The sequence below is a fragment of the Clostridium sp. genome, from assembly GCF_029258205.1.
Classification (GTDB): Bacteria; Bacillota; Clostridia; order Clostridiales; family Clostridiaceae; genus Sarcina.
On record NZ_JARHZJ010000086.1, the window covers coordinates 23,334 to 48,347 of the forward strand.

The 25,014-nt window shown below is 27.8% G+C and carries 17 protein-coding genes; 15 read left to right on the forward strand and 2 right to left on the reverse strand.

Features of this window, described 5'->3' with window-relative positions; genetic code table 11:
- The first annotated feature begins 171 nt into the window (after window positions 1-171).
- The 3 genes from Q1J60_RS10265 to Q1J60_RS10275 are packed head-to-tail and all read left to right on the forward strand — an operon-like array spanning window position 172 to window position 4,040.
- Window positions 172-1,368 (forward strand): M20 metallopeptidase family protein, encoded by a 1,197-nt coding sequence (locus tag Q1J60_RS10265; RefSeq protein WP_300261752.1) that lies wholly within the window; start codon window positions 172-174, stop codon window positions 1,366-1,368.
- Between the two features lie 59 nt (window positions 1,369-1,427).
- A complete protein-coding gene (locus tag Q1J60_RS10270) occupies window positions 1,428-2,402 on the forward strand; it encodes an RluA family pseudouridine synthase (RefSeq protein WP_300261755.1) in 975 nt (324 codons plus the stop codon).
- 21 nt (window positions 2,403-2,423) lie between these two features.
- Complete coding sequence (locus Q1J60_RS10275) at window positions 2,424-4,040, forward strand: putative polysaccharide biosynthesis protein (RefSeq protein ID WP_300261758.1); 1,617 nt, start codon at window positions 2,424-2,426, stop codon at window positions 4,038-4,040.
- Window positions 4,041-4,081: 41 nt separating this feature from the next.
- Here the strand turns inward: Q1J60_RS10275 and Q1J60_RS10280 are convergent, their stop codons facing one another.
- Window positions 4,082-6,688 (reverse strand): calcium-translocating P-type ATPase, PMCA-type, encoded by a 2,607-nt coding sequence (locus Q1J60_RS10280; RefSeq protein ID WP_300261761.1) that lies wholly within the window; start codon window positions 6,686-6,688, stop codon window positions 4,082-4,084.
- Between the two features lie 319 nt (window positions 6,689-7,007).
- On the opposite strand from Q1J60_RS10280, the gene Q1J60_RS10285 reads away from it, so the two are divergent.
- From Q1J60_RS10285 to Q1J60_RS10305, 5 genes are all read left to right on the forward strand, one after another.
- Window positions 7,008-8,363, forward strand: coding sequence for an MATE family efflux transporter (locus Q1J60_RS10285; RefSeq protein ID WP_300261797.1), 1,356 nt, complete (start codon window positions 7,008-7,010; stop codon window positions 8,361-8,363).
- 102 nt (window positions 8,364-8,465) lie between these two features.
- Complete coding sequence (locus Q1J60_RS10290) at window positions 8,466-10,814, forward strand: helicase C-terminal domain-containing protein (protein WP_300261764.1); 2,349 nt, start codon at window positions 8,466-8,468, stop codon at window positions 10,812-10,814.
- A 99-nt stretch (window positions 10,815-10,913) separates the two neighbouring features.
- A complete protein-coding gene (locus Q1J60_RS10295) occupies window positions 10,914-12,902 on the forward strand; it encodes a YgiQ family radical SAM protein (protein WP_300261766.1) in 1,989 nt (662 codons plus the stop codon).
- 292 nt (window positions 12,903-13,194) lie between these two features.
- Complete coding sequence (locus Q1J60_RS10300) at window positions 13,195-16,122, forward strand: acyl-CoA dehydratase activase-related protein (RefSeq protein ID WP_300261769.1); 2,928 nt, start codon at window positions 13,195-13,197, stop codon at window positions 16,120-16,122.
- Window positions 16,123-16,130: 8 nt separating this feature from the next.
- Window positions 16,131-17,393 (forward strand): 2-hydroxyacyl-CoA dehydratase, encoded by a 1,263-nt coding sequence (locus Q1J60_RS10305; protein ID WP_300261772.1) that lies wholly within the window; start codon window positions 16,131-16,133, stop codon window positions 17,391-17,393.
- A 300-nt stretch (window positions 17,394-17,693) separates the two neighbouring features.
- Here the strand turns inward: Q1J60_RS10305 and Q1J60_RS10310 are convergent, their stop codons facing one another.
- A complete protein-coding gene (locus Q1J60_RS10310; protein ID WP_300261775.1) occupies window positions 17,694-18,272 on the reverse strand; it encodes a metal-binding protein in 579 nt (192 codons plus the stop codon).
- A gap of 397 nt (window positions 18,273-18,669) precedes the next feature.
- Between Q1J60_RS10310 and yjeM the strand changes: the two genes are divergently transcribed.
- From yjeM to Q1J60_RS10345, 7 genes are all read left to right on the forward strand, one after another.
- The gene (gene yjeM, locus Q1J60_RS10315) at window positions 18,670-20,166 is read left to right on the forward strand and encodes a glutamate/gamma-aminobutyrate family transporter YjeM (RefSeq protein WP_300261778.1); all 1,497 of its coding nucleotides are present in this window, start codon (window positions 18,670-18,672) and stop codon (window positions 20,164-20,166) included.
- A gap of 288 nt (window positions 20,167-20,454) precedes the next feature.
- Complete coding sequence (locus tag Q1J60_RS10320) at window positions 20,455-20,874, forward strand: hypothetical protein (RefSeq protein ID WP_300261781.1); 420 nt, start codon at window positions 20,455-20,457, stop codon at window positions 20,872-20,874.
- A 16-nt stretch (window positions 20,875-20,890) separates the two neighbouring features.
- Window positions 20,891-21,694 carry a hypothetical protein gene (locus tag Q1J60_RS10325; protein ID WP_300261784.1) on the forward strand — a complete coding sequence of 268 codons (804 nt, stop codon included), beginning with the start codon at window positions 20,891-20,893 and terminating at the stop codon, window positions 21,692-21,694.
- Between the two features lie 35 nt (window positions 21,695-21,729).
- Window positions 21,730-22,134 (forward strand): type II toxin-antitoxin system PemK/MazF family toxin, encoded by a 405-nt coding sequence (locus Q1J60_RS10330; RefSeq protein WP_300261787.1) that lies wholly within the window; start codon window positions 21,730-21,732, stop codon window positions 22,132-22,134.
- Window positions 22,135-22,148: 14 nt separating this feature from the next.
- Window positions 22,149-22,418, forward strand: a complete 270-nt coding sequence (locus Q1J60_RS10335; RefSeq protein WP_300261790.1) for a hypothetical protein — start codon at window positions 22,149-22,151, stop codon at window positions 22,416-22,418.
- A 56-nt stretch (window positions 22,419-22,474) separates the two neighbouring features.
- The gene (locus tag Q1J60_RS10340) at window positions 22,475-23,578 is read left to right on the forward strand and encodes a CAP domain-containing protein (protein WP_300261792.1); all 1,104 of its coding nucleotides are present in this window, start codon (window positions 22,475-22,477) and stop codon (window positions 23,576-23,578) included.
- A 182-nt stretch (window positions 23,579-23,760) separates the two neighbouring features.
- On the forward strand, window positions 23,761-25,014 hold a 1,254-nt coding region (locus Q1J60_RS10345; protein WP_300261795.1), incomplete at its 3' end, for a SpaA isopeptide-forming pilin-related protein.

Consider the following 25,014-nt stretch of genomic DNA (forward strand, 5'->3'; position numbering starts at 1 on the left):
AAGAAAAATTTTCTTTGTTACTAAAATTTTTAATATAGTACACTTAAATAATATACTCGTAAATGAGTATAAAATATAATTGAAGAAAAAAACATAGTAATATATAATCAAAAATATATAAATTAAATAATATATAACATATAATTTATAAATAAAAAGTAGGTGTTAAAAATGAATATAAATTTAATGGATGAAGCTCAAGAATTAAAAGATTTACTTATAGCTTTAAGAAGAGATTTTCATGAAAATCCTGAATTAGGTTTTGAAGAGTGGAGAACTTCAGGAAAAATAAAAGAATTTTTAGCTAATGAAGGTATTGAATATATAGAAACTGCTAAAACAGGAGTATGTGGAATAATAAATGGAAAACTAAAAGATGAATCTAAGAAAGATAGATGTATTGCTTTAAGAGCTGATATTGATGGACTTCCTATGGATGATAAAAAGACTTGTTCATATTCATCAAAAGTTAAAGGAAGAATGCATGCTTGTGGACATGATGCGCATATAACAATATTATTAGGAGTAGCTAAATTATTAAATAGACATAGAGATAAGTTTAGCGGTACTGTTAAATTATTATTTGAACCAGCAGAGGAGACAACAGGTGGAGCTCCTATAATGATAGAAGAAGGAGTTTTAGAAAATCCTAGAGTAGAAAAAATAATAGGTCTTCATGTTGAAGAAACTTTAGATGCTGGACAAATAATGATAAAAAAAGGAGTAGTTAATGCAGCATCTAATCCTTTTACAATAAAGATAAAAGGAAGAGGAGGACATGGAGCATATCCTCATATGGCTATAGACCCTATAGTTATGGCTTCTCAAGTTGTTTTAGGATTACAAACAATAGTAAGTAGAGAAATAAAACCTGTAAATCCAGCGGTTGTCACAGTAGGAAGTATAAATGGAGGAACTGCTCAAAATATAATACCAGATGAAGTCATATTAAAAGGAGTTATAAGAACAATGACTTTAGAGGATAGAGCTTATGCTAAGGAAAGACTAAGAGAAATAACTACATCTATTTGCACTGCCATGAGAGGTGAATGTGAAATATATATAGAAGAAAGTTACCCATGTCTTTATAATAATAGTGAGGTTGTAGATTTAGTAACTGAGGCTGCAAAAGAAATTATTGGTTCTGAAAATGTTAAGGAGCAAGAATCACCAAAGCTTGGAGTTGAAAGTTTTGCATATTTTGCTTTAGAAAGAGAATCAGCATTTTATTTCTTAGGTGCTAGAAATGAAGAGAGAAATATTATTTATTCAGCTCATAATAGTAGATTTGATATAGACGAGAATTTATTACCAATTGGAGTTTCAATTCAATGTAAAACTGCATTAAATTATTTGACAAGGGAGTAAATTAATATTAATCTATAGAATAGTAATTATAATATGATTTAAATTAGGAGTGAAGCAATTTGAAAATAGAGATAGGTACAAATGAAGCAGGACAGAGATTAGATAAGTTCTTAAGAAAATATTTAAAGGATGTACCTCTAAGTGCAATATTTAAAGCCCTAAGAAAGGGAGATATAAGAGTAAACGGAAAGAAACAAAAAGAAAAGTATTCTCTTTTAGAAGGAGATGTTATAGAGATAAGATATCTTCAAAGTGTAGTAACTAAGGAAAAGAAAAAGCCTAATTTCCAAATGGTTGACTCAGGATCACTTCAAGTGGTATATGAAGATGAAAATATGATTTTAGTTGAGAAATGGCCAGGAGTATTAGTTCATTCAGATAAAAAGAATGGAACTCCAACCTTAACTGATTATGTATTATCATACTTATTTAGAAAAGGAGACTATGTTCCAGAAAATGAATTAACTTTTACTCCTGCATCTTGTAATAGATTAGATAGAAATACTTCAGGAATAGTATTTTTCGGTAAGAATTTTGAAGGATTAAAATTACTTAACGAGATGATAAGAGAAAGGAAAGTTAAGAAGTATTACTGTGCTTTAGTAAAGGGAAAAATACAGCCTGGAAAATATGAGGCATATATATCAAAAGATGATGAGTCAAACAAGTCAACGGTTTATGATACTGAAAGGAATGATACAAAGAAAATAAAAATGGATGTTAAGGTTCTACAAACTAATGGTGCTTTTTCATTATTAGAAATAGAACTTATAACTGGAAGAAGTCATCAGTTAAGAGCTCATTTAGCTCATTTAGGAAATCCTATTGTTGGAGACTTTAAATATGGTGATAATAAAATGAATTCCTTCTTTGAAAATAAATTTGGATTAACATATCAATTCCTTTATGCTTATAAGGTTACATTTAAAGATGTTCCTGAAAAGTTTGATTATTTAAAAAATAAAACTATAGCTCAAGGATTACCTCCAATGTTTAAAAAGATAAAGAAGGATGTATTTAAATTTAGGATTTAGTTTTTAAGATAGGAGATTTTTATGAAAGAGCAGTCTATAACTAAAGGCTTTGCAATACTTTCCATTGCAAGCATAGTTGCTAAATTATTATCTTTAATTTATGTACCTTTTCTTACTAGAATTGTAGGAAGTGTTGGTATGGGGATATATGGCAAAACCTATGACATATTTGTTTTTGTATATGCCTTAACAAATGTAGGTTTACAAACAGCTATATCAAAATATGTTTCAGAGTTAGATGCAGTTGGTAATTATAAAGATGCTTTAAGAGCATTTAAGATTTCAAGAGCATTTTTACTTGGAGTTGGTACTATATTTACTATAGTGCTAATGTTAAGTGCTAATTTTATAGCAAATATGAGTGAGACACCACAAATGGTTTATCCAATAATATTCTTATCACCAACAATTATGATAACAACTGTGTTAGTTACTTATAAAGGATATTTCCAAGGAAGATCTCAAGCAACACCAATAGCTATAGCAACTGTTATTGAACAAGTTGTCAATGTATTTTTAAGTTTATTATGTGCATATTTTCTTATAAAGAAAAGTGTGTCTTTAGGAGTTGCAGGAGGAACTATAGGATCTTCTGTTGGAGCATTAATGGCAGTATTATATTTGATATACATATATAATATATATGGAGTTGAAAAGGAAGCTAAGAGAAAACAAGATCCTGAAGTTAGAAGAATTACAGGTAAAAAAATAGCAAGAACTCTATTTAAATATGGATTACCAATAACTCTTAGTACTGGTCTTCAAAACTTAGGAAATATAATAGATATGTTAACAGTAAGTAATAGACTTGTTGACGCAGCTCAGTTTTCCCAAAGTTATGCTAATGAACTTTATGGATATTTTTCAACAAGATATAAAATTTTATTAAATGTTCCAATGGTATTTATAACTTCTTTAGGATATATGGCATTACCTGCAATATCAAGAGCTTATGCTTTAAAGGATAAAAAAGAGATAAAAAATAAGATTAATTTCTCTATGAGAGTTACATATCTTTTATCAATACCATCAGCCTTTGGATTAGCTTTATTAAGTGAAAACATATATAAATATATTTTTGCAGATTCAAATGGATATATGATGATGGTAATAGGTGCTGCTATGATACCATTAACGGCAATAGTACTTATGCAAAATGTAATACTTCAAAGTGTAAGTCAATTTTACTATGTATTATTCACCTTAGCTCTTAGTATTATAGTGAAGTTTACATTAAATATGACTTTAGTTGCAAATCCAGATATAAATATTTATGGAGCTGTAATTTCTGGAATGGTAGCTTTCGTAATTTCTTTAGTACTTAATCACTTTAGAATGAAAAAAACATTAAAGATGAAAATATCAATGTTAAAATATGCATTTAAACCTTTATTAGCATCAATATACATGGGTATAGGAATAATACTTAGTAAATATGTAATATCTTTATTTATAGATTTTAATAAGTTAAGTTTAATATTAGGTATAGTTATATTGCTATTAATTATAGCTATAGGTGCATTTATGTATCTTCATGCAATTATAATTTTAGGTGGAATTAAAAAGGCAGATATAGAAGAAATTTCACCTAAACTTTTAAGAGTTATGCCAAAATTCTTAAGAAAAAATATAAAATAATAAAAAAGTAAGGTATATTAATGTACCTTACTTTTTTATTTTTAATTTCTAAATAATTTTAACATTTCATTTATTGCAAATGGAATTAAGGATACAAGCATAACCAAAATCCAATCATATAAAAGTAAAGGAGTAACTTTAAATATATTAGCAATAAAGGTTATTGAAATTATTATTACTTGAAGAAAGATTCCAAGTAATATTGAATATACTAAGTATCTGTTAGAAAACAGTCCTAAGGAGAATGCTGATTTAGTATTACTTCTTAAAGACAGTGATAAAAACAATTGAGAGACACTTAGTACAATAAAGGCCATTGTTTGAGCATGAATTAAGGAATCATCATAAAGTCTTTCGCCTAATTTAAATGCAAATAGTGTTATTCCTCCTATTAAAACTCCATTTATTACAAGTTGAACTTTATCAGATTTAATAAATATACTTTCCTTAGGATTTCTAGGAGGATTATTCATAACATCTTCCTTTGTTTTATCAACTCCTAAAGCTAGAGCTGGAAAACTATCTGTAATTAAATTTACCCAAAGAATGTGTATTGGTTGAAGGGGAGAATTCCAATTTAGTAGTATAGCTGTAAATAGTGTTATTATTTCACCTAAATTACAGGATAATAAAAATACTATAGATTTTTTTATATTTAGATAGATCTTTCTTCCTTCTTCTACAGCAGAAACTATTGTTGAAAAATTATCATCAGTAAGAATCATATCTGAAGCACCTTTAGATACATCCGTACCTGTTATTCCCATAGCTACACCTATATCAGCTGCTTTTAAGGAAGGTGCATCATTAACTCCATCTCCAGTCATAGAAACTATATTTCCATGAGATTTAAAGGCTTTAACTATTTTCACTTTGTGTTCAGGAGACACTCTTGCAAAAACTCTGTAATTTATAATTTTTTCATTGAATTCTTCTTCTTTAAATTTATTTATTTCATGACCAGTAATGGCTTGTGAAATATCTTCTGCTATTCCTAGTTCATTTGCAATAGCAAAGGCTGTGTTTTTATGATCTCCAGTTATCATAACTGGAGTTATTCCAGCACTTTTACATAGTTTAATAGAATCTTTAACTTCTAGTCTAGGTGGATCAATCATTCCAACCATACCAATAAAAATCAAATCTTTTTCTAAAGAATCTAAAACTATATTTTCTTTAGATGTATCTTTATATGCAAAGGAAAGAACTCTTAAGGCTTTGTCTGACATTATATTAGAGTTTTCTAAAACTTTATCTTTATATTCTTTGGTGAAGTCTAATAATTCTCCATTTATAGATATTTTATTACAAATTGAAAGTATAGAATCTAAGGCACCCTTAGTAAACACACGAACTTTATTACTATCTACTAAATTTACTGTAGTCATTAACTTTCTATCAGAATCAAAAGGAATTTCATCTATTCTTTTAAATTCTTTTTCAAGTTTTTCTTTTAGTATATTAAGCTTAAAAGAGGATTCTAAAAGTGCTATTTCAGTAGGATCGCCAGTTTGGTTTTTTTCTGAGTATGTGGCATCATTACAAAGAACCATACAATCTGCTAAAAGTTTAGATTCATTTTCATTTAAATTAAATTCATTTTCTTTTATATAAGAATCATTTGTGTAAATAGTAGTTACTGTCATTTTATTTTGAGTTAATGTACCTGTCTTATCAGAACATATTATACTTACAGAACCTAAGGTCTCTACAGCAGGAAGTTTTCTTATTATTGCATTCTTTTTTACCATTCTCTGAACTCCTAGTGCTAATACGATAGCAACTATGGCAGGTAATCCCTCAGGAATAGCCGCAACAGCTAAAGAAATAGAAGTTAAGAACATTTCAAGTAAATCTCTTCCTTGGAAAAATGAAATAATAAAAATTAGTAGGCATATGCTTACAGCTAAAAACCCTAAAATTTTCCCAAGTTCGCTTAATTTTTTTTGTAATGGAGTGTCTTCATTTGATTCCTGTTCTATCATTTTAGCTATTTTACCAATTTCAGTATTCATTCCAGTACCAACAACAATTCCAACTCCACGGCCATATGTAGCTAGGGTAGACATAAAAGCCATGTTATTTTGGTCTCCAATAGGAACTTCTTTGTCGGGTAAAAAAGAAGCATCTTTTTCTGAAGGAATAGATTCACCTGTGAAAGCAGATTCTTCGATTTTTAAGTTTGCTGTATCAATTAATCTGAGATCTCCAGGAATATATCTACCTGCATCTATTATTACAATATCACCTGGTACAATATCTTCTGAAAGAATTTCTTTTAAAGAACCATCTCTTTTAACAAGAGCTTTAGGAGTGGAAAGTTCCTTTAAAGCGTCTAAGGCTTTTTCTGCTTTAGATTCTTGAACAACCCCTATAACTGCATTTATTAATATAACTAACAGTATTATTAAAGCATCACTTATTTCTCCTAAAAATGCAGAGATTATTGACGCTATAATTAGTATATAAATCATTACATCTTTAAGCTGATATAAGAACTGCTTAAATAAAGTTTTCTTCTTTTTAGTTACAAGTTTATTTTTTCCATACTTTTCAAGCCTTCTTAATGCTTCATCAGAGGAAAGACCATTCTTTTCCTCCACATCTAATTCCTTTAATATTTCATTTTTTGATTTTTTGTACCACAAAAATAATCACATCCTTTCTCATTATATTAGCTTATAGATTTTTATAAAAAAAATACTAAAATAATAAATTTTTATTTTATATAAAATAATATGCTTATTGAAATATAATTTTATAATTTTTAATAATATTTTAATTTTTTATAAAATTAAGAGAAAAACAACAGAAAATTTAGTAAAATGAATTTAACTACGTTAAATAACTTTTAAATTTACTTATGGTTTAAATCTAAAAAATTACTAATAGATATTTATTCAGCTAATTTGTGGAAGGAGTTTAAATAAGGTGAATAATATTGAGAAAAAATCAACAGATTTAGGAATGGATCGTATTGGAAAGCTACTTTTTAAACTAGCTATGCCAGCTATAATAGCTCAGCTTGTTAATGTTCTATACAATATAGTCGATAGAATGTTTATAGGAAGGTTACAATCTGGGGACATGGCCATGGCTGGAGTTGGTGTAGCCTTTCCTATTATAATGATAGTTTCTGCCTTTAGTGCTTTAGTTGGTATGGGAGGAGCTCCTTTAGCAGCAATTAAAATGGGAGAAAAGAAAAAAGTGGATGCTGAAGAAATAATGACAAATAGTTTTTCTGCACTTATAGGATTAGCTTTAATTTTAACATTATTTTTCTTTATATTTAAGGAGCCTATTTTATGGGCTTTTGGAGCTAGTGAGGCAACTATAGGGTATGCTTTAGATTATTTAAGCATTTATTTAATAGGTACTATATTTGTTCAAATTGCCTTAGGAATGAATCCTTTTATAAATACACAAGGATTTGCTAAGGTTGGAATGATAACAGTTATGGTAGGAGCTATAATAAATATTGTATTAGATCCAATTTTAATCTTTGGATTTAATATGGGCGTTAAGGGAGCCGCTTTAGCAACTATAATTGGTCAATGTGCCTCAGCCATATGGGTAGTACATTTCTTATTTGGAAAACAAAGTATTCTTAGAATAAGAAAAAAATTCTTAAAGCCAAAATTTAAAATACTATTTTCAATAATGGCTTTAGGAATATCTCCATTTATAATGCAAGCTACTGAAAGCTTAGTAATAATAAGTATGAATAATAATTTGTTAAAGTATGGTGGAGACTTAGCTGTGGGAGCAATGACTATTATGAGTAGCGTAATGCAAATAATATTACTTCCATTAATGGGACTTTCACAAGGGGCACAACCTATAATAAGTTATAACTATGGAGCTAATAAGCTACATAGAGTAAAAAAAGCCTTTAAATTACTTTTGATATCATCAATGATATTTACCACAATTATGTGGAGTGCATTAATGATATTGCCAGAGGTGTTTGTAAAGATTTTTAATAGTAGTAATTTTCAATTAATGGAGATAACTTCATGGAGTATTAGAATATATTTTGCAGGTATTTTACTTTTTGGTGCTCAAGTTGCTTGTCAACAAACTTTCTTAGCTTTAGGACAAGCAAAAATATCATTAATTTTAGCATTACTTAGGAAGATTGTGCTTTTAATACCATTTATATATTTACTTCCAATAGTTTTTGAAAATAAGCTTAAAGGTGTTCTTATGGCGGAACCTTTTGCAGATATAATAGCAGCTCTATCAACAGTGACATGCTTTACTGTATTTTATAAAAAACATTTATCACAAGGTTTAGAAGAAGAGATAAAAAGAAATTCTTAATAAAAACAAAAAGCCTAGAAAGATTAAATTTTTCTAGGCTTTTTGTTTTTTATTAATTATGTGATAAAGTTTATATATACACAGTGAAAATGGGTGATTTAAGTGAAAAATGAATTAATAAAGATTTCTATAAGAAACTTAGTTGAATTTGTTTTAAGAAAAGGAAGTATAGATAGTCGTATGAAAGCATCTGTAAGAGCTTTAGAAGGAATAAAAGGGCACAAAAAAATACAGAGTTCTTATTCTGAAGAGGATAGATCTGAAGTTAACTTAAAAGAAGATATTGACTTTGAAGAATTTACTTTAAGGGTAGAAGGTAGAGCAGATGGAATATTAGAGGAAAATGAAAGAATAATTATTGATGAAATAAAAACTACTACAAAAAACGTAATGGATATAGATTATGATTTTAATGAATTACATTGGGCACAGGCTAAAGTATATGCTTATATATACAGCAAAGAGAAAAATTTAGACTCAATAATAGTTCAATTAACTTATTACAATATTGAAGACTTTGGAACAAAGTTTTTAAGAAAAGTATATAGTTTCAATGAACTTAAAGAGTTTTTCTATGATTTAATAGAAAAATATAAGGAATGGATACTTTTAGAGAAGAAATGGATAGACTTTAGAAATGATTCTATAGATAGTTTTAATTTCCCTTTTGAGTCCTATAGAAAGGGACAAAGGGAACTTGCTGTTAGAGTTTATAAGTCTATTACAGAAGGAAAAAAGTGTTTTGCAGAAGCACCCACTGGCACTGGTAAAACAATGTCTACATTATTTCCTGCCGTAAAAGCTTTAGGAGTCAGAAAAACTGACAAGATTTTTTATATAACTGCTAAAACTACCACAAGAGAAATTGCAAATAATAGTTTGCGTATCATGAGAGAAAAAGGATTAAATATAAGAAGTATTAATATAACTGCAAAGGAAAAATGTTGTAAGATGGAAGAAAAAAAGTGTGTTCCAGAATATTGTCCTTATGCTAATGGATATTTTGATAGGGTTAATATTGCTTTAAAGGAAGCACTAAATAATAAGGAAGATTATGATTTAGAATATATAAATAAATTATCCTATGAATATAATATTTGTCCATTTGAATTTTCTCTTGAGCTAAGTAATTTTTGTGATGTAGTAATATGTGATTATAATTATATATTTGATCCTCAGGCTTCTTTAAAGGGAATATTAGAAGGAAAAGCCAAGGGTTATACCATTTTAATAGATGAAGCTCATAATCTTTTAGATAGGGGAAGAAGCATGTATTCTTCAAAAATATTTAAAGATGATTTTTTAAAACTAAAAAGAGAATTTAAAAGTAAAGATAGGGGCATATATAACTCTTTAGATAAAGTTAATAAATATTTAATAGAAAAAAGAAAGGTTTTAGAAAATTTAGAAACTAAAAGTCTTGTAGAAAAGGAAGAACCAAGTGATTTATATGGAATTTTAAGAGGTTTTTTAGAAAAGGTAGACATTTATGAAAGTAAGTCTAATGAAGAAAATTCAAATCTTTTAGAGCTATATTTTAATGTGTATGAATTCTTAAATATATGTGGGTATTATGGAGAAGAATTTATTAGTTTATATAAATTAGATGGAAATAATTTGGAGTTGTCAATTAACTGTTTAGATCCCTCTAGGATACTTAAAAGTATAATGAATAAATTTAAATCAGTTATAATTTTTTCGGCCACTCTCATTCCTATGGATTACTTTAAAGAACTTTATGGAGAGAAGGAAGGAGATTATTCTGTTAATTTAACTTCGCCATTTGATTATAAAAATAAGCTTACTATAGTTGGAAGGGATGTATCAACAACCTATTCTAATAGAAAGAAAACTCTTCCTAAAATAGTTAATTACATAATAGAATGTGCAAAAAGCAAAAAGGGAAACTATCTTGTATTTTTCCCTTCTTATGAATATATGTGGATGGTTCATGAGGAAATTAAAAAAAGAGAATTTGATTTTAGCTTAGTAGCTCAAGGGAATCATATGAATGAAGAAGAAAAAGAAGAGTTTTTATCTTTGTTTAAAGAAGGAGGAGAAAAAACACATCTTGGCTTAGCTGTTTTAGGTGGACATTTTTCAGAGGGAATAGATTTAACTTTAGATAAACTTATTGGAGTTATAATTATTGGAGTTGGTATGCCTAAAATTTGTTTAGAGAGAGAAAGTATAAAAGAGTATTATAACTCTATAGGTAAAAATGGTTTCGACTATGCCTATGTTTATCCTGGAATAATTAAGGTTCTTCAAGCAGCGGGAAGATGTATTAGAACAGAAAATGATAAGGGAGTAGTACTTTTATTAGATGATAGATACTTTACAAATAAATATAAGAATTTACTTCCAAAAGAATGGTTTTTTAATATTTTAGTAGAAAGTGAAGAGAGAATAAAAAATACTTGCAGAAATTTTTGGAATGAAGTTTACTAAAAATTATTTTGATACAGACTCTTTTTAATGTTATAATCATATGAAGATTTATTTATAGGAGTTTTAAATAAGCTTAAGAAGAGACAAGTAGGTGAAGAGATGAGTGAAAATAAGTTTTTGCCAATTTGCAAAGATGATATGATAGAAAGAGGATGGGAGCAATGTGACTTTGTAATAGTTACAGCAGATGCATATATAGACCATCATAGTTTTGGTACAGCAATTATATCTAGGGTTTTAGAGAATGCTGGATATAAGGTTGGAATAATAGCTCAACCAGATTGGAAGAGCGTTGATGATTTTAAAAAATTAGGTAGACCTAGATTAGGATTCTTAGTTAATGGTGGCAATATGGATCCTATGGTTAATCACTATACAGTAAGCAAAAAGTTAAGAAATAAAGATTTATACACTCCTAAGGGAGAAATGGGTAAAAGACCAGATAGAGCTACAATAGTTTATTGCAATAAAATAAGAGAAGCTTATAAGAATATTAATATAGTAATTGGTGGAATTGAAGCTAGTTTAAGAAGATTTGCTCACTATGATTATTGGGAAAATAAGGTAAGGAAATCAATATTAGTTGATAGTGGAGCTGACCTTTTAGTATATGGAATGAGTGAAAAACAAATTGTTGAAGTAGCTGACTTCTTAAATCAAGGTTTTGATGGAAAATACATAAGACATATACCAGGAACATGTTACATAGCTGATAATTTAGATGAAATTTATGAAGAACATATAGTTTTACCATCATTTAAAGAAGTTTCAAGTGATAAGAGAACTTATGCAGAGTGTTTTAAAATTCAATATGATGAACAAGATCCTGTAAGAGGAAGAACTTTAGTTCAAGAACATAATGGAAAATACGTTGTTATAAATAAACCAGAAATGCCTCTTTCAAGGGAAGAATTAGATAGAGTTTATGCTCTTCCATATCAAAAGACTTATCATCCTATTTATGAAAAAGATGGCGGTATAGCTGCTATTGAAGAGGTTAAGTTTAGCTTAGTAAGTTCAAGGGGATGCTCAGGAAACTGTTCATTCTGTGCAATAACATTCCATCAAGGAAGAATTGTAACTAGTAGAAGTGAAGATTCTATAGTAGAAGAAGCTGAAGAAATAACTAAATATGATGATTTCAAAGGATATATACATGATATAGGTGGACCTACAGCTAACTTTAGAAAGCCAGCATGTAAGAAGCAATTAACTTTAGGAGCTTGTAAGCATAAAAGATGTATGTCACCAGGTATATGTAAGAACATGGAGGTAGACCATAGAGAATATCTTCATTTATTAAGAAGAGTAAGAAAATTACCAGGAATTAAAAAGGTATTTATACGTTCAGGACTAAGATATGATTATATAATGGCAGATAAGGATGATACTTTCTTCAAAGAATTAGTTGAGCATCATGTAAGTGGTCAATTAAAAGTTGCACCGGAGCATGTATCTCCAAATGTTTTAAAGTATATGGGTAAACCAGCAGGAAAAACTTATGATGAGTTTAGAAGAAAATTCTTTAGAATTACAGAAAGATTAGGAAAGAAACAATTCATTATTCCTTATTTAATGTCAAGTCATCCAGGATGTAAGTTAGAAGATGCAATTATGCTTGCCGAATATTTAAGAGATATAAATTATCAACCAGAGCAAGTACAAGATTTCTATCCAACTCCAGGAACATTATCAACTACAATGTTCTATACTGGATTAGATCCTTTAACAATGGAGGAAGTATATATTCCTAGAAGCAAAGAAGAAAAAGCAATGCAAAGAGCTTTACTACAATTTAAAAATCCAAAGAATTATAATATAGTTTATGATGCTTTAGTTAAAGCTGGTAGAGAAGATTTAATCGGTAATGGACCAAAATGCTTAATTAGAGATAAAAATAGCTTTGGAAAGGGAAATAATCATAGTAATCACAAAATTGGTGGAAGAAAGATCAAAAATGAGAACAAGGAAAGAAGAGAGTCAGAAGATAAAAAAAGAAGTTCTCATAGCAAAAAACAAAGAGGAAGTAAATCAAGAAGTTTTGATCAAAAGAGCCAAAGAGGGTCAAAAGTAAAAAAAAGAAGATAATTAAATATAAAAAAGTGGTTATTAAGTAAAAACTCTTAATAACCACTTTTTTTATGCATATATTTACAGTTAATTATTAATCTTTATTTTAATGAAAATATTAATTAATTTTAAAAGTAAATTTAAATTTTGCTTATTACTAAAAATTTAAATTAGATGATATAATTAAATAATTATGATATAGTTAATAAAGAGTTAACAAAAAATGAATTGTTTCTTCAAATTTTATTCATATTTTTAAATGATAATTAATAGAAATATATCAATTATTAATAAAGAGGTGATATTAACTTTGTATTACAAAATAGGTATTGATGCAGGGTCTACAACCTTAAAGTGTATAGTATTAAATGAAGAGGATAATATAGTTTATTCAAATTATGAAAGACATTACTCTAAGGTAAGAGAAAAGCTAATCGAAGAACTAGAAAATATAAGAGGGATAATTGAGAATAAAAAATTTAAGATAGCTATAACTGGATCTGCAGGTTATGGAATTTCAAAAGAGTATAATTTACCTTTTGTTCAAGAAGTATTCGCTACAACCTTAGCTATAAAAAGATATTATGATGATGTGGATGTAGCAATAGAACTTGGAGGAGAAGATGCCAAGATAATTTTTTTAACTGGTGGTTTTGAGGAGAGAATGAACTCAAGTTGTGCAGGAGGAACAGGAGCCTTCATAGATCAAATGGCTCATCTTATGGGACTTACTGTAAATGAAATGGACAACTTAAGTCTTAAACATGAGAATATATATGAGATTGCTTCAAGATGTGGAGTTTTTGCTAAAACTGATATACAACCTCTATTAAATCAAGGAGCAAGAAAAGATGATATTTCAGCTAGTGTATTTCAATCTGTTGTAAATCAAACAATAGGTGGACTAGCACAGGGAAGAAGTATTGAAGGAAAAATAATGTTTTTAGGAGGTCCTTTATATTTCTGTAAGGGATTAAGAGAGAGATTCATAAAAACATTAAAGTTAAAGGATAATGATGTTGTTTCTCCTGAAAATGCACAGGTTTTTGTAGCTATTGGAAGTGCTATATATTCTAAAGAAGATAATAGAAAATATGAATATGATGAACTACTTAGTATAATAAAAGAAAATCATAATGAAATATCAACTATGAATATAATAGATCCATTGTTTAATTCTGAAGAAGAATATAATGAGTTTAAAGAAAGGCACAATAAAGCTAAAGTTATAAGTAGTGATATAAATAATTATACTGGAGAGGCATACATAGGAATTGATGCTGGAAGTACTACAACAAAGGTTGTTTTAATAGATAAATGCGATAATATTTTATATGAATATTATGGATCTAATAAAGGAAATCCTATTGAAGTTGTAAAAAAAGAATTAAAGCATATTTATAATATATGTGGAGAAAGAATTAAGATAGTTGGTAGTGCAGTTACTGGATATGGAGAAGAACTAATAAAAAAAGCTTTTTCAATTGATTTTGGAATAGTAGAAACTGTAGCACACTATATTGCAGCAAGTCATTTTAATCCTAAGGTAGATTTTATTTTAGATATAGGTGGACAAGATATCAAATGTTTTAAAATAAAAAATGGAGTTGTAACCAATATAATGTTAAATGAAGCATGTTCATCTGGATGTGGATCATTTATAGAAAGTTTTGCAAATCAAATGGGATATGATGTAGAAACTTTTTCAAAGCTTGGTTTATTTGCTAAACATGGAGCAGATTTAGGATCAAGATGTACAGTGTTTATGAACTCATCAGTAAAACAAGCTCAAAAAGAAGGAGCTACAGTAGAAGATCTTTCAGCTGGACTTTCAGTAAGTGTTGTTAAAAATGCTCTTTACAAAGTAATAAGAGCAAAAAGTGTTGAAGAATTAGGTGAAAATATCATTGTCCAAGGTGGAACAATGTATAATGATGCGATTCTTAGAGCATTTGAAAAAGAGCTTGGTATGAATGTTATAAGACCTAGTATATCAGGTCTTATGGGAGCTTATGGATGTGCTCTTTATGCAAAAAGAAGAAATTTAAAGGAAAGTAAGTTAATCTCTAAAGAAGATTTAGAGCAATTTACACATAAATCAAAAATCGCTAAATGCGGTTTATGTACTAATAGATGTAATTTAACAATAAACATATTTAATGATGGAGAAAAATATATTTCAGGAAATAGATGCGAAAAACCAACTGGTAATAAAAAATCTGAAAACATTCCTAATATGTATCAATATAAATATAAAAAACTAAGAGAATATGAATCATTAGATGAAGGTAAAAGAGGAATTATAGGATTACCAATGGTATTAAATATGTATGAAAATATTCCTCTATGGGCTACATTCTTTAAAGAATTAGGCTTTAAGGTTATTTTATCTGATGAATCAAATAAAAAGATGTATTTAAAAGGACAGCATACAATTCCATCAGATACCGTTTGTTACCCAGCAAAACTAGCTCATGGGCATATAGAAAATTTGATAAGTAAGAATCTAGAGCATATATTCTATCCATGCATGAGTTATAATTTTGACGAAGGTATATCAGATAACTGTTTTAATTGCCCTGTTGTAGCTTATTATCCAGAACTTTTAAAGACAAATGTAAAAGAGTTAAATAGTAATAACTTTATAATGGAATATTTAAGCTTAAATAACAAAAGGTTATTAAGCAAAAAACTTTATGAGATTTTAAATAAAATTTTTGGAGATATAAAACAAAAGGAAGTTAAGAATGCTTTAGAAAAAGCTTATACAGAGTATGAGAAATATACTAAGGATATAAAAGAAAAAGGTAAAAAATTTATAGAATATGCTAAAAATAACAATAAAAAGGTTATAGTAGTAGCAGGAAGACCGTATCATATAGATCCAGAAATAAATCATGGAATAGACAAGGTTTTAAGTAGCTTAGGAATTGTTGTTTTAACAGAAGATTCTATTGAATCAAGTCATGAAAAGCCAAAGGTTAATATATTAAATCAATGGACATATCAAGCTAGATTATATAATGCCGCTTATTATGTTGCTAAAAATCAAGATATGGAACTTATACAATTAGTTTCCTTTGGATGTGGAACAGATGCTATAACTTCTGATGAAGTTAAAGACATACTAGAGAGAAATAACAAGATATATACTCAGCTGAAAATAGATGAAACTAATAATTTAGGTGCAGCTAAAATAAGAATAAGAAGCTTGCTAGAGGCTATAGCACGGGAATAGGTGATAGAATGGAAATAGAAAATAATAAAAACTTTGCAGTATTTACTAAAGAGATGAGAAAGACTCATACTATTTTAGCTCCTACAATGTTGCCAATACACTTTAAACTTTTATCTGGAATAATGAAAAAGTATGGTTATAAATTAGAATTTTTTAATGGTAATACAAATAGCGCTATTGAAGAAGGGTTAAAAAGTGTTCATAATGATATATGCTATCCAGCTATGATTGTAATTGGACAACTTATGGAAGCTTTAAAAAGTGGAAAATATGACCCAGACAAAACAGCTTTAATAATGAGCCAAACTGGAGGAGGATGTCGTGCATCTAATTATATACATTTATTAAGAAAGGCATTAAAAGAAAATAATTTAGAACAAGTTCCAGTAATTTCTTTGAATGCAAGTGGACTAGAAAAACATGATGGTTTTAAGATGTATCCAGGATTATTAATAAAATGTATATATGCTCTTTATTATGGAGATCTACTTATGTATATGTATAATCAGTGTAAATCTTATGAGATTAAGAATGGTGAAGCAGATAGAATTTTAGATAAGTGGATTGATATTTTAAAAGGTAAATTTGAAAGCTTAAAGTATTTAAAAGTAAGAGAACTATATAAAAATATAATTTTAGATTTTTCTAAGATAGAATTAGAAGAAGTTGAAAAAGTAAAGGTTGGTATAGTAGGAGAAATTTATTTAAAATATTCTCCATTAGGAAATAATGATTTAGAGAAATTTTTAAGAGGTGATAATGCAGAAGTTGTTATGTCTGGTGTAACAGATTTCTTCATGTATTGTTTATCTAATTCAGAAATAGATTATAAGTTGTATGGAATGAAAAAAGTTTCAAGTAAATTCACTAAAATTGGATGTTTATATTTAGAACATTTACAAAATCTCATGATAGATTCAATAAAAAAATATAGTAAGTTTAGGGCTCCAACTCCATTTAAGGAATTAAAAACTTCTGTTGAAGAATATATAGGAAGAGGAGTTAAAATGGGAGAAGGGTGGCTTATGACTGCTGAAATGTTAGAACTTATAAATAGTGGTGTAAATAATATAGTTTGTGCTCAACCCTTTGGATGCCTTCCTAATCATATAGTTGGAAAAGGTATGATTAGAGGAATTATGGAGAAACATCCAGAAGCTAATATAGTTGTTGTTGATTATGATCCATCTTCAACAAAAGTAAACCAAGAAAATAGAATAAAATTAATGTTAGCTAATGCTAAATTAAGTGAATATATATTAAATAGCTAATAAATATAAGGTCTCAAATAAGAAAATGTTTTTTTATTTGAGACTTTAATATTTTAATTTTAAAAGTATCTTAAATAATATAATTTTAAGTTTAGGAAATTTGTAGTTTAATATTATAATATATTTAAGCAATTACTATAAGAGGCGAATATGAATATTTAAATAGCTGAGGATGAACAAGATATAATAAATCTTTTAGAACTACCAATAAAATAAAAAAAGCCTAGTCTATTTAATATTTACTTTGAGATAAAATGTTAAATATACATCAAAGAAAGTATTAAAAGCTAGGCTTTTTTATTATGCAATTCTTCTTATAGGTCGTTTACTTCTACTATATTTTTTACTTGTTTTTCTCTTTTTATAAGAAAATTTCTTTTTAAAATAACTATATATCATATCAGTTATGGTATGAAGACCAGAACCTAAAAATAAGGCTAAAGCTATATTACCAAATAAGACTTTATTCTTTAATATAAAACTAAAAACTAACTTTAACATTTCTGTTGTAGATATATTAATTATAGAAAAAGAATATAATAATGAATAAAGTGTTATAGGAATAATAGATACATAAAGTATTCTTATTATAGGTCCTAATATAAATCCGTGTGTAAAAACACTTCTATGTTCAAATAGTTTTTGATATGGAATCCAAATAAACTTTAAATAACCCCATCTTCTAAATTCTCTACTCTTAATATCTAAATCTCCTGAAAACATATACCCACCAAACATATATATAGATACGCCTAATATTGTAAAGGCAAGGCTACTTCCTAAGTCTTCTAAGAATATCATATTTATAAATAAAAAGAAAGAGGCTATAAAAGGGGTCATAATAACCGTAATTTTGTCATGTGTTTTTCCTGCTGCCAAAATATCACCCCACATAAAATATTCATAATAATAATATAACATATTTGGGAGTAATATCACATAATTTATTATATTAACATATTAAAACTTTAATTTTGGAGAATTTTGGTGTAATATACTTAAACACATATAAAGTTTTTTAGGACGTTAAGTATTTAATTTCAAAATATTGATAAGAGTAAAATAAATTTAATTGTACTATATTCATTAATTTAATTATTAAAAAAACTTTTAATTTTCTGATAATATTATAATAACAATAAAATATTAACTAAATATTAATAAAATGTTATTATATAATTCAAAAAATATTTTAAATATTTAAATTTTATGATAAGATGATATATTATATGTATAAAAATATTATAATTCAATAATTTAACTAAGGAGGAAAAATATGAGCTCAGAACATAAAAGTAAATTGTCTTTAACAGCGCTTATATTAATGATTTTCACATCAGTATATGGTTTTGCTAACATGCCAAAGGCCTTTTATTTAATGGGATATAGTGCTATTCCATGGTACATAATATCAGCATTAGCTTTCTCAATTCCATATGCTTTTATGATGGCAGAATATGGAGCAGCATTTAGAAAGGAAAGAGGAGGAATATACTCATGGATGTCTAAATCTGTAGGCCCTAAATATGCCTTCATAGTTACATTCATGTGGTATTCCTCAAATTTAATATGGTTAGTTAGTAACTCATCATCAATATGGATTCCTTTTTCAAATGTTATATATGGAAAAGATACTACAGGAACATGGTCTTTATTTGGCTTGAGTGTTCCACAGACAATGGCTGTACTAGGATCAATACTTATAATAGTTATAACTTATGCAGCATCTAAAGGATTAAAGAGTATAACAAAGGTTACTTCAATTGGAGGAACTGTTGTTGCATTATCAAACATAGTACTTATTCTAGGAGCAATCATTGTTTTTATAAGTAATGGATTTAAACCTGCTGAAGTAATAAATGGTGCTGCCTTTGTTCATGCTCAAAATCCATCTTACCAATCACCAATTGGTATATTAGGATTTTTAGTTTTTGCAATTTTTGCTTATGGTGGACTAGAAGCTGTCAGTGGATTAGTTGACGAAACTAAAGATGCTAAGAAGAATTTTCCAAAGGGATTAATGATTGCATCTATAATAATAGCTGTTGGATATGCTGTTGGAATTCTTTGTGTTGGATTATTTACAAATTGGCAAGAAGTATTATCAGGAGATAATGTTAATTTAGCAAATGTATCATACGTAGTAATTCAAAATTTAGGTGTAAAATTAGGTCAAGTATTTGGTATGAGTGCTGGTGCTTCTCTTGAATTAGGAGCTTGGTTTGCAAGATATATAGGACTTTCAATGATGCTAGCCTTAATGGGAGCTTTCTTTACATTAAGTTATGCACCTATTAAACAATTAATAGAAGGAACACCTAAAGAAATCTGGCCAAAAAAATGGACAGTGTTAAATGAAAATAATATGCCAGTTAATGCTATGTGGATTCAATGTATAGTTGTTGTTATATTTGTATTGGTAGCCTCTTTTGGTGGAGAATCTGCAAATAAATTCTTTAGTTATTTAATATTAATGGGTAATGTTGCTATGACAATACCATATATGTTCCTATCTGGAGCTTTCCCAGCATTTAAAAAGAAAAAGCATATAGAAAAACCATTTGTTATGTACAAGTCATACAAATCATCATTAATTTGGTCAGTAATAGTAACATTTACAATAGGATTTGCAAATTTATTTACAATAATAAAACCTGTTATTGCAGACAAAGATTATACAGCTATGGCTTTCCAAATAACTGGTCCAATAGTTTTTGCTATAATTGCTTTTATACTTTATCATAATTATGAAAAGAAAATGAAGAATAAATAATTTTAAAACAACATCTTTTTAAGATGTTGTTTTTCTTATATTTTCTTAATATGGATTCTTATTTAATTTATGTAGAAATGTTATTATAATCTTATACAAAAATTGCAAAAATGCGTTAAATATTGATAAATTATTAGTATAAACTACTAATTTGTTTATTAATTATTAAAAACGCATTTTTTTTGTGTTTTAATTAGGAAATTAACTATTTGTTAATAATATTTAAAAATTGAATGAACGAATTTTCCACACATATTGGTATGGAATAACTATATAGTTTTTTAGGAGGTGGAGAAAATTAAAAAAGGTAACTGGAAAAGAGAAGAAGATTTAAAGGTCATTGAACTTTTCTACTTAGGATATACAGCAAGAGAAATTGGTAAAGAAATAGATAGAAGTAAAGAAGCTGTGCAAAAGAGAATACAGTTATTAACTCGCAAAGGAATTATAGATAAAAATAAGATAAATAGGCTTATTTTAAATAATAGAGAGATTTTAAGACTTAGAGAAAATATGCCTGAACGAATTAAAAGAGAAATTAATAGAGCATTAAACCACGAAAGCAATAAATATATTACTGGAAGCAATTTAGGGAAACAATGCAAAAGTGCTTATGAAAATTATGGTAGTGGCAAAAGGCTAAAAGAAGAAACAGAAGATATGGTTTATCCGAGAGATATGCCTAAATATATAAAAATAATAGTTTAGGGAAGGGGGTATAAAAATGGCTTATAAGATACAGTTTACTAAAGAACAAAAAGACAAATTAAGTAAAATTGGAAGTAAAAAGAAAATACAAAATGCTGGTTCTGTATTAGCTTATATTATAAAATATGCCAATAAAGAAACTGGATATTTAGATTTTTCTATAGAAAAGTTACACAGTAAATATGCTGAAAGTAAGAAAAAAATGGTTAATGGAAAAAAGAAACCACAAATTTCTTTAGCGTATTTTAAAAAATTAACAAATATATTACTAGACATAGGAATTTTAAAGCTTAAAAGAAATGGAAAATTTAAATTTTATGGCATAGAAGATTTTGAAAAAAAGGAAAAAGATGATAAAATAAGCTCTGAAAATAAAGAAAATGATATAGAAGAAAAAGTAGAAGAAGAGCCAAATAATAAAGGTTTGTTAGAGAGATTGGCAAAAGCTTACAAAGGTATAGAGTACAATGTTATAGCAACAAAGAAACAATTAAAAACTATAGCAAAAGCTTTACTTGTGGCAAATAATTTAAATTCTAACTCAATTCACGATAAATGTGTTCAATGGCTAGTTTTTAAAAAAATTAAATATAGCCTTAAAAGGATTAATTTAATTGGGGCTATAAAATATATAGAAACAATACTCTATGAAAAATTACTTGAAGTACAAGATAATAATTTTAATGTTCCAATGTGGTTATATAATAATACTGAATTGCCTAAAGTAAACTTTACTCAAAGGAATTATTCTAGCGAGGAATTTAAGAATTGGGAAAAAGAATGGCAAGAAAATTTATGGAATGGAACAACTTTAGCTTAATACATATAAGATTAACAAGAAAGGAGGAAAAAGACATGAGGACAATAAGAAGTGAATTTTTAAAAATAAATCCAACAAGAGCTTATTTAAGAGGAGATATTTTTTATGCAGACTTACCCGAACAAAATGGCTCTGAACAAAGTGGAGTAAGACCAGTTGTAATTATTCAGAATAACTTAGGTAATAAATATGGGAGAACTCTTATTGTAGCACCAATAACATCACAGTATAAAAAAGATTTACCAGTACATAGTGAAATTTATAATAATAGTTTAGAAAGAGATTCTACAATTCTTTTAGAACAAGTAACTACAATAGATAAAAATAAGGTTAAAGAATTTGTAGGTCATCTAACAAGAAATGAATTGAAAAAATTAAATATAGCTTTAGCAATAAGTGTTGGATTAATGGATTTAGATTCTTTAGAATTTATTATATAATAGGAGATTAGCTTATGAGTAAAGAGTATTTAAACATGAAAGAATGTCCTTATTGTAAAAGTTCGGAAGGATATTTTTTCAGAAGTTCATATAGAGGGAAATATCAAGAACGTTATAACTTTAATGGAGAATTAGATGAAGAAATAGGAGATATACATGATCATGCTATTTATAAGCAAGGTAAGATAGCTTATTGCATAAATTGTGGTAAAAAATTATTTAAGGTGAATAACAGTTTAGAATTTTATAATGACATTGAAAATAAAAGATTAAATATAATTTAAAAGTGTTCCCGAAGGACACCAAATTTAAATTAAAGATCAAAGGAGAAGTGAAAATTATGAATAAGAAAATAAAAGCTATAATTGAGTTTGTAAAGGTACATAAAAAGGAGAGCATAGGAGTAGCAGTAGCTCTAGGAATAGCAGTTGTTGGAATAAGTGGATATGCTATAAGTAACCACTATTCTAAAAGTAACACAGAAAAAAGTAGTATAGCTTTAGCAGATAAAAAAGAAGATACATATAAGCAAAATGAAAATAAAGATACAGAAAATAAAGACGAAGCAAGTACAGATAGTGATGTAGTTGTTGAAGAAAAAGAAGATGGAACTTTAGTAGTTAAAGACAAGGAAGGCAAAACCATTGCTGATAGCTCAAAAGGTGATGATGTAACTAAGATTGTCGCTGATAAAAAAGAAGCTGGAAGCAATGTTGCAATAAAAAATAATAAAACTGGAAAGGTTGAAAAAGTAGAGAAAGTTGAAAATGGAAGTATAACAATTACAGGTGGTGGTACTGTAACAGTTAAACCTCCAGTTATAGCTGAAAATACTAAACCTAATAATCCAGTAAAACCAACTGAAAATAAACCAAGTAATTCAACTGGTGGAACTGAAAGTAATTCTAATCCACAAATAAATAATGGAAATAGCACCCCTACCCCACCAGTTGAAAATACTAAACCAGTTGAAACTTCAAAACCAACTGAAAAGCCACAAAATGAAAGTAAACCAGTAGAAAAGCCAGTTGAAACTCCAAAACCAACTGAAAAACCAGTTGAACCAGTTAAGCCAAGTAAACCTAAAAGAACATGGGAATATCAAACTAGTATGAGCAATGAACTTTGGAGCTTATTTAATCAATATAGACAAGAAAAAGGATTAAATACTTTAACATGGAGTAACAAGTATGCTGGTTGGGTAAAATCACAAGCTGAATTGATGGCACAAAAAGAAGATGCAATACATGGGAATTATCCTGAAGGTGGAGATGTAGTTGGATTTAATGGATCTAGTATGACTGCAAGTAAGATATTACAACAATTTAAAAATTCACCTCAACACAATAAAAATTTATTAGATGATGAACTAACAGAAGGTGCTTGTGCAGTATATAAAGATAGTAATGGAGTATATTACTTTGTAATAGGATTTGATTATTAAATAGCTTCTCCTTTACTTAATATAGATTGAGAGTCTTAGATTTAATCTAAGGCTCTTTTTTATATTTTAAAATATATTATTGTAAAGATTATAAGTTTATTAAATAAAGAAAATTCAAGAGAATTACTCATTTGGGGTGATTCTCTTTTTATATAGATTTAAAATTTTTTAGGAGGGATTTCATGAATATATTCAGAAAATCTAAAAGATTATTTAAAACAATTTCAATGATATTGGCAATGTTAATTGTTGCACCAAGTTTTAATGTGTTTGCTGTTGAAATTAATCACACATCATCTACTACTTATTTAAAATATCATAGTCTTATAGACGGAAAAGTTAAATCTATAGGAAAAGATAGATATTATACTTCTAGCAATAATATTGCTTATTGTTTGACTGTTGGAGCAGAAAGTCCAAATGGACAAGATTATACAACAGAAATTCCAAATGATTCGGGATTAGAAGTTATGCTTTATTGGGGATATCCAGCTAAAAATGGTAGTCAATTTGGATTAACTGAAGATGAATATAGATATTGTACGCAACTTGCTTTATGGGCTTATCAAAGAGAAGCTAAAATAAATAGAGGAATTGACAGAAATAGACTTAGAGATGGTGTAGTTCCTGTAAGTAAGTTAAAACCAGCTATAGACTTTTTAGTTAATAAAGCTAAAAATAGAGAATTACCAACTTTCTTTGAAATTAATCCAAATGAAGTTAATGCAAGTGAAAATGGAGATTACTTAGTAAGTGATTCTATAAAAATAAAATCTGATTATTCTTTTAATGACGCTAAAGTTACTGTAAAAAGCACAAGTGATCCAAATTTAAAAGATAAAATTAAAATAGTGGACATGAATGGTAATGAGAGAAATAAATTTAGTGCTAATGAAAGCTTTAGAGCATATATTCCTAAAAATGCTAAAACAGGGGATATGAAAATTTCAGTTAAAGCTACAGTTCCTATTCCTTCATCATTAGCTTATAAAACACCTGTATCTGGGAAACAAGATATGACTGTAGTTCCATTAAAAACTATGCCTAAAGAAAAAGATAATATAACTGTAAGATGGACAGGTTTAACTGGGAATTTAAAAGTCATTAAAAAAGGTGATAATGGAGAGCTTTTAACTGGAGCTAAGTTCCAATTAAAAGATAATAATGGGAATATAGTTGCCGAAAAAACAACTGAAAATGGTGAATTAACTTTTACGGACATAATGGAAAATGAATATACTTTAGAAGAAGTTGAAAGTCCAAAAGGATTTTTAAAGGCAGAACCAGTTAAGGTTACTATAAAAGCTGGAGAAACTGCTGAAATTAATGTTGTTGATACTCAAATAAAAGGTAGAATACAGGTTCTTAAAGTAGATGAAGAAACTGGAGAACCACTTGAAGGAGCTAGTTTTGACATTGTAGATAAAACTAATAAT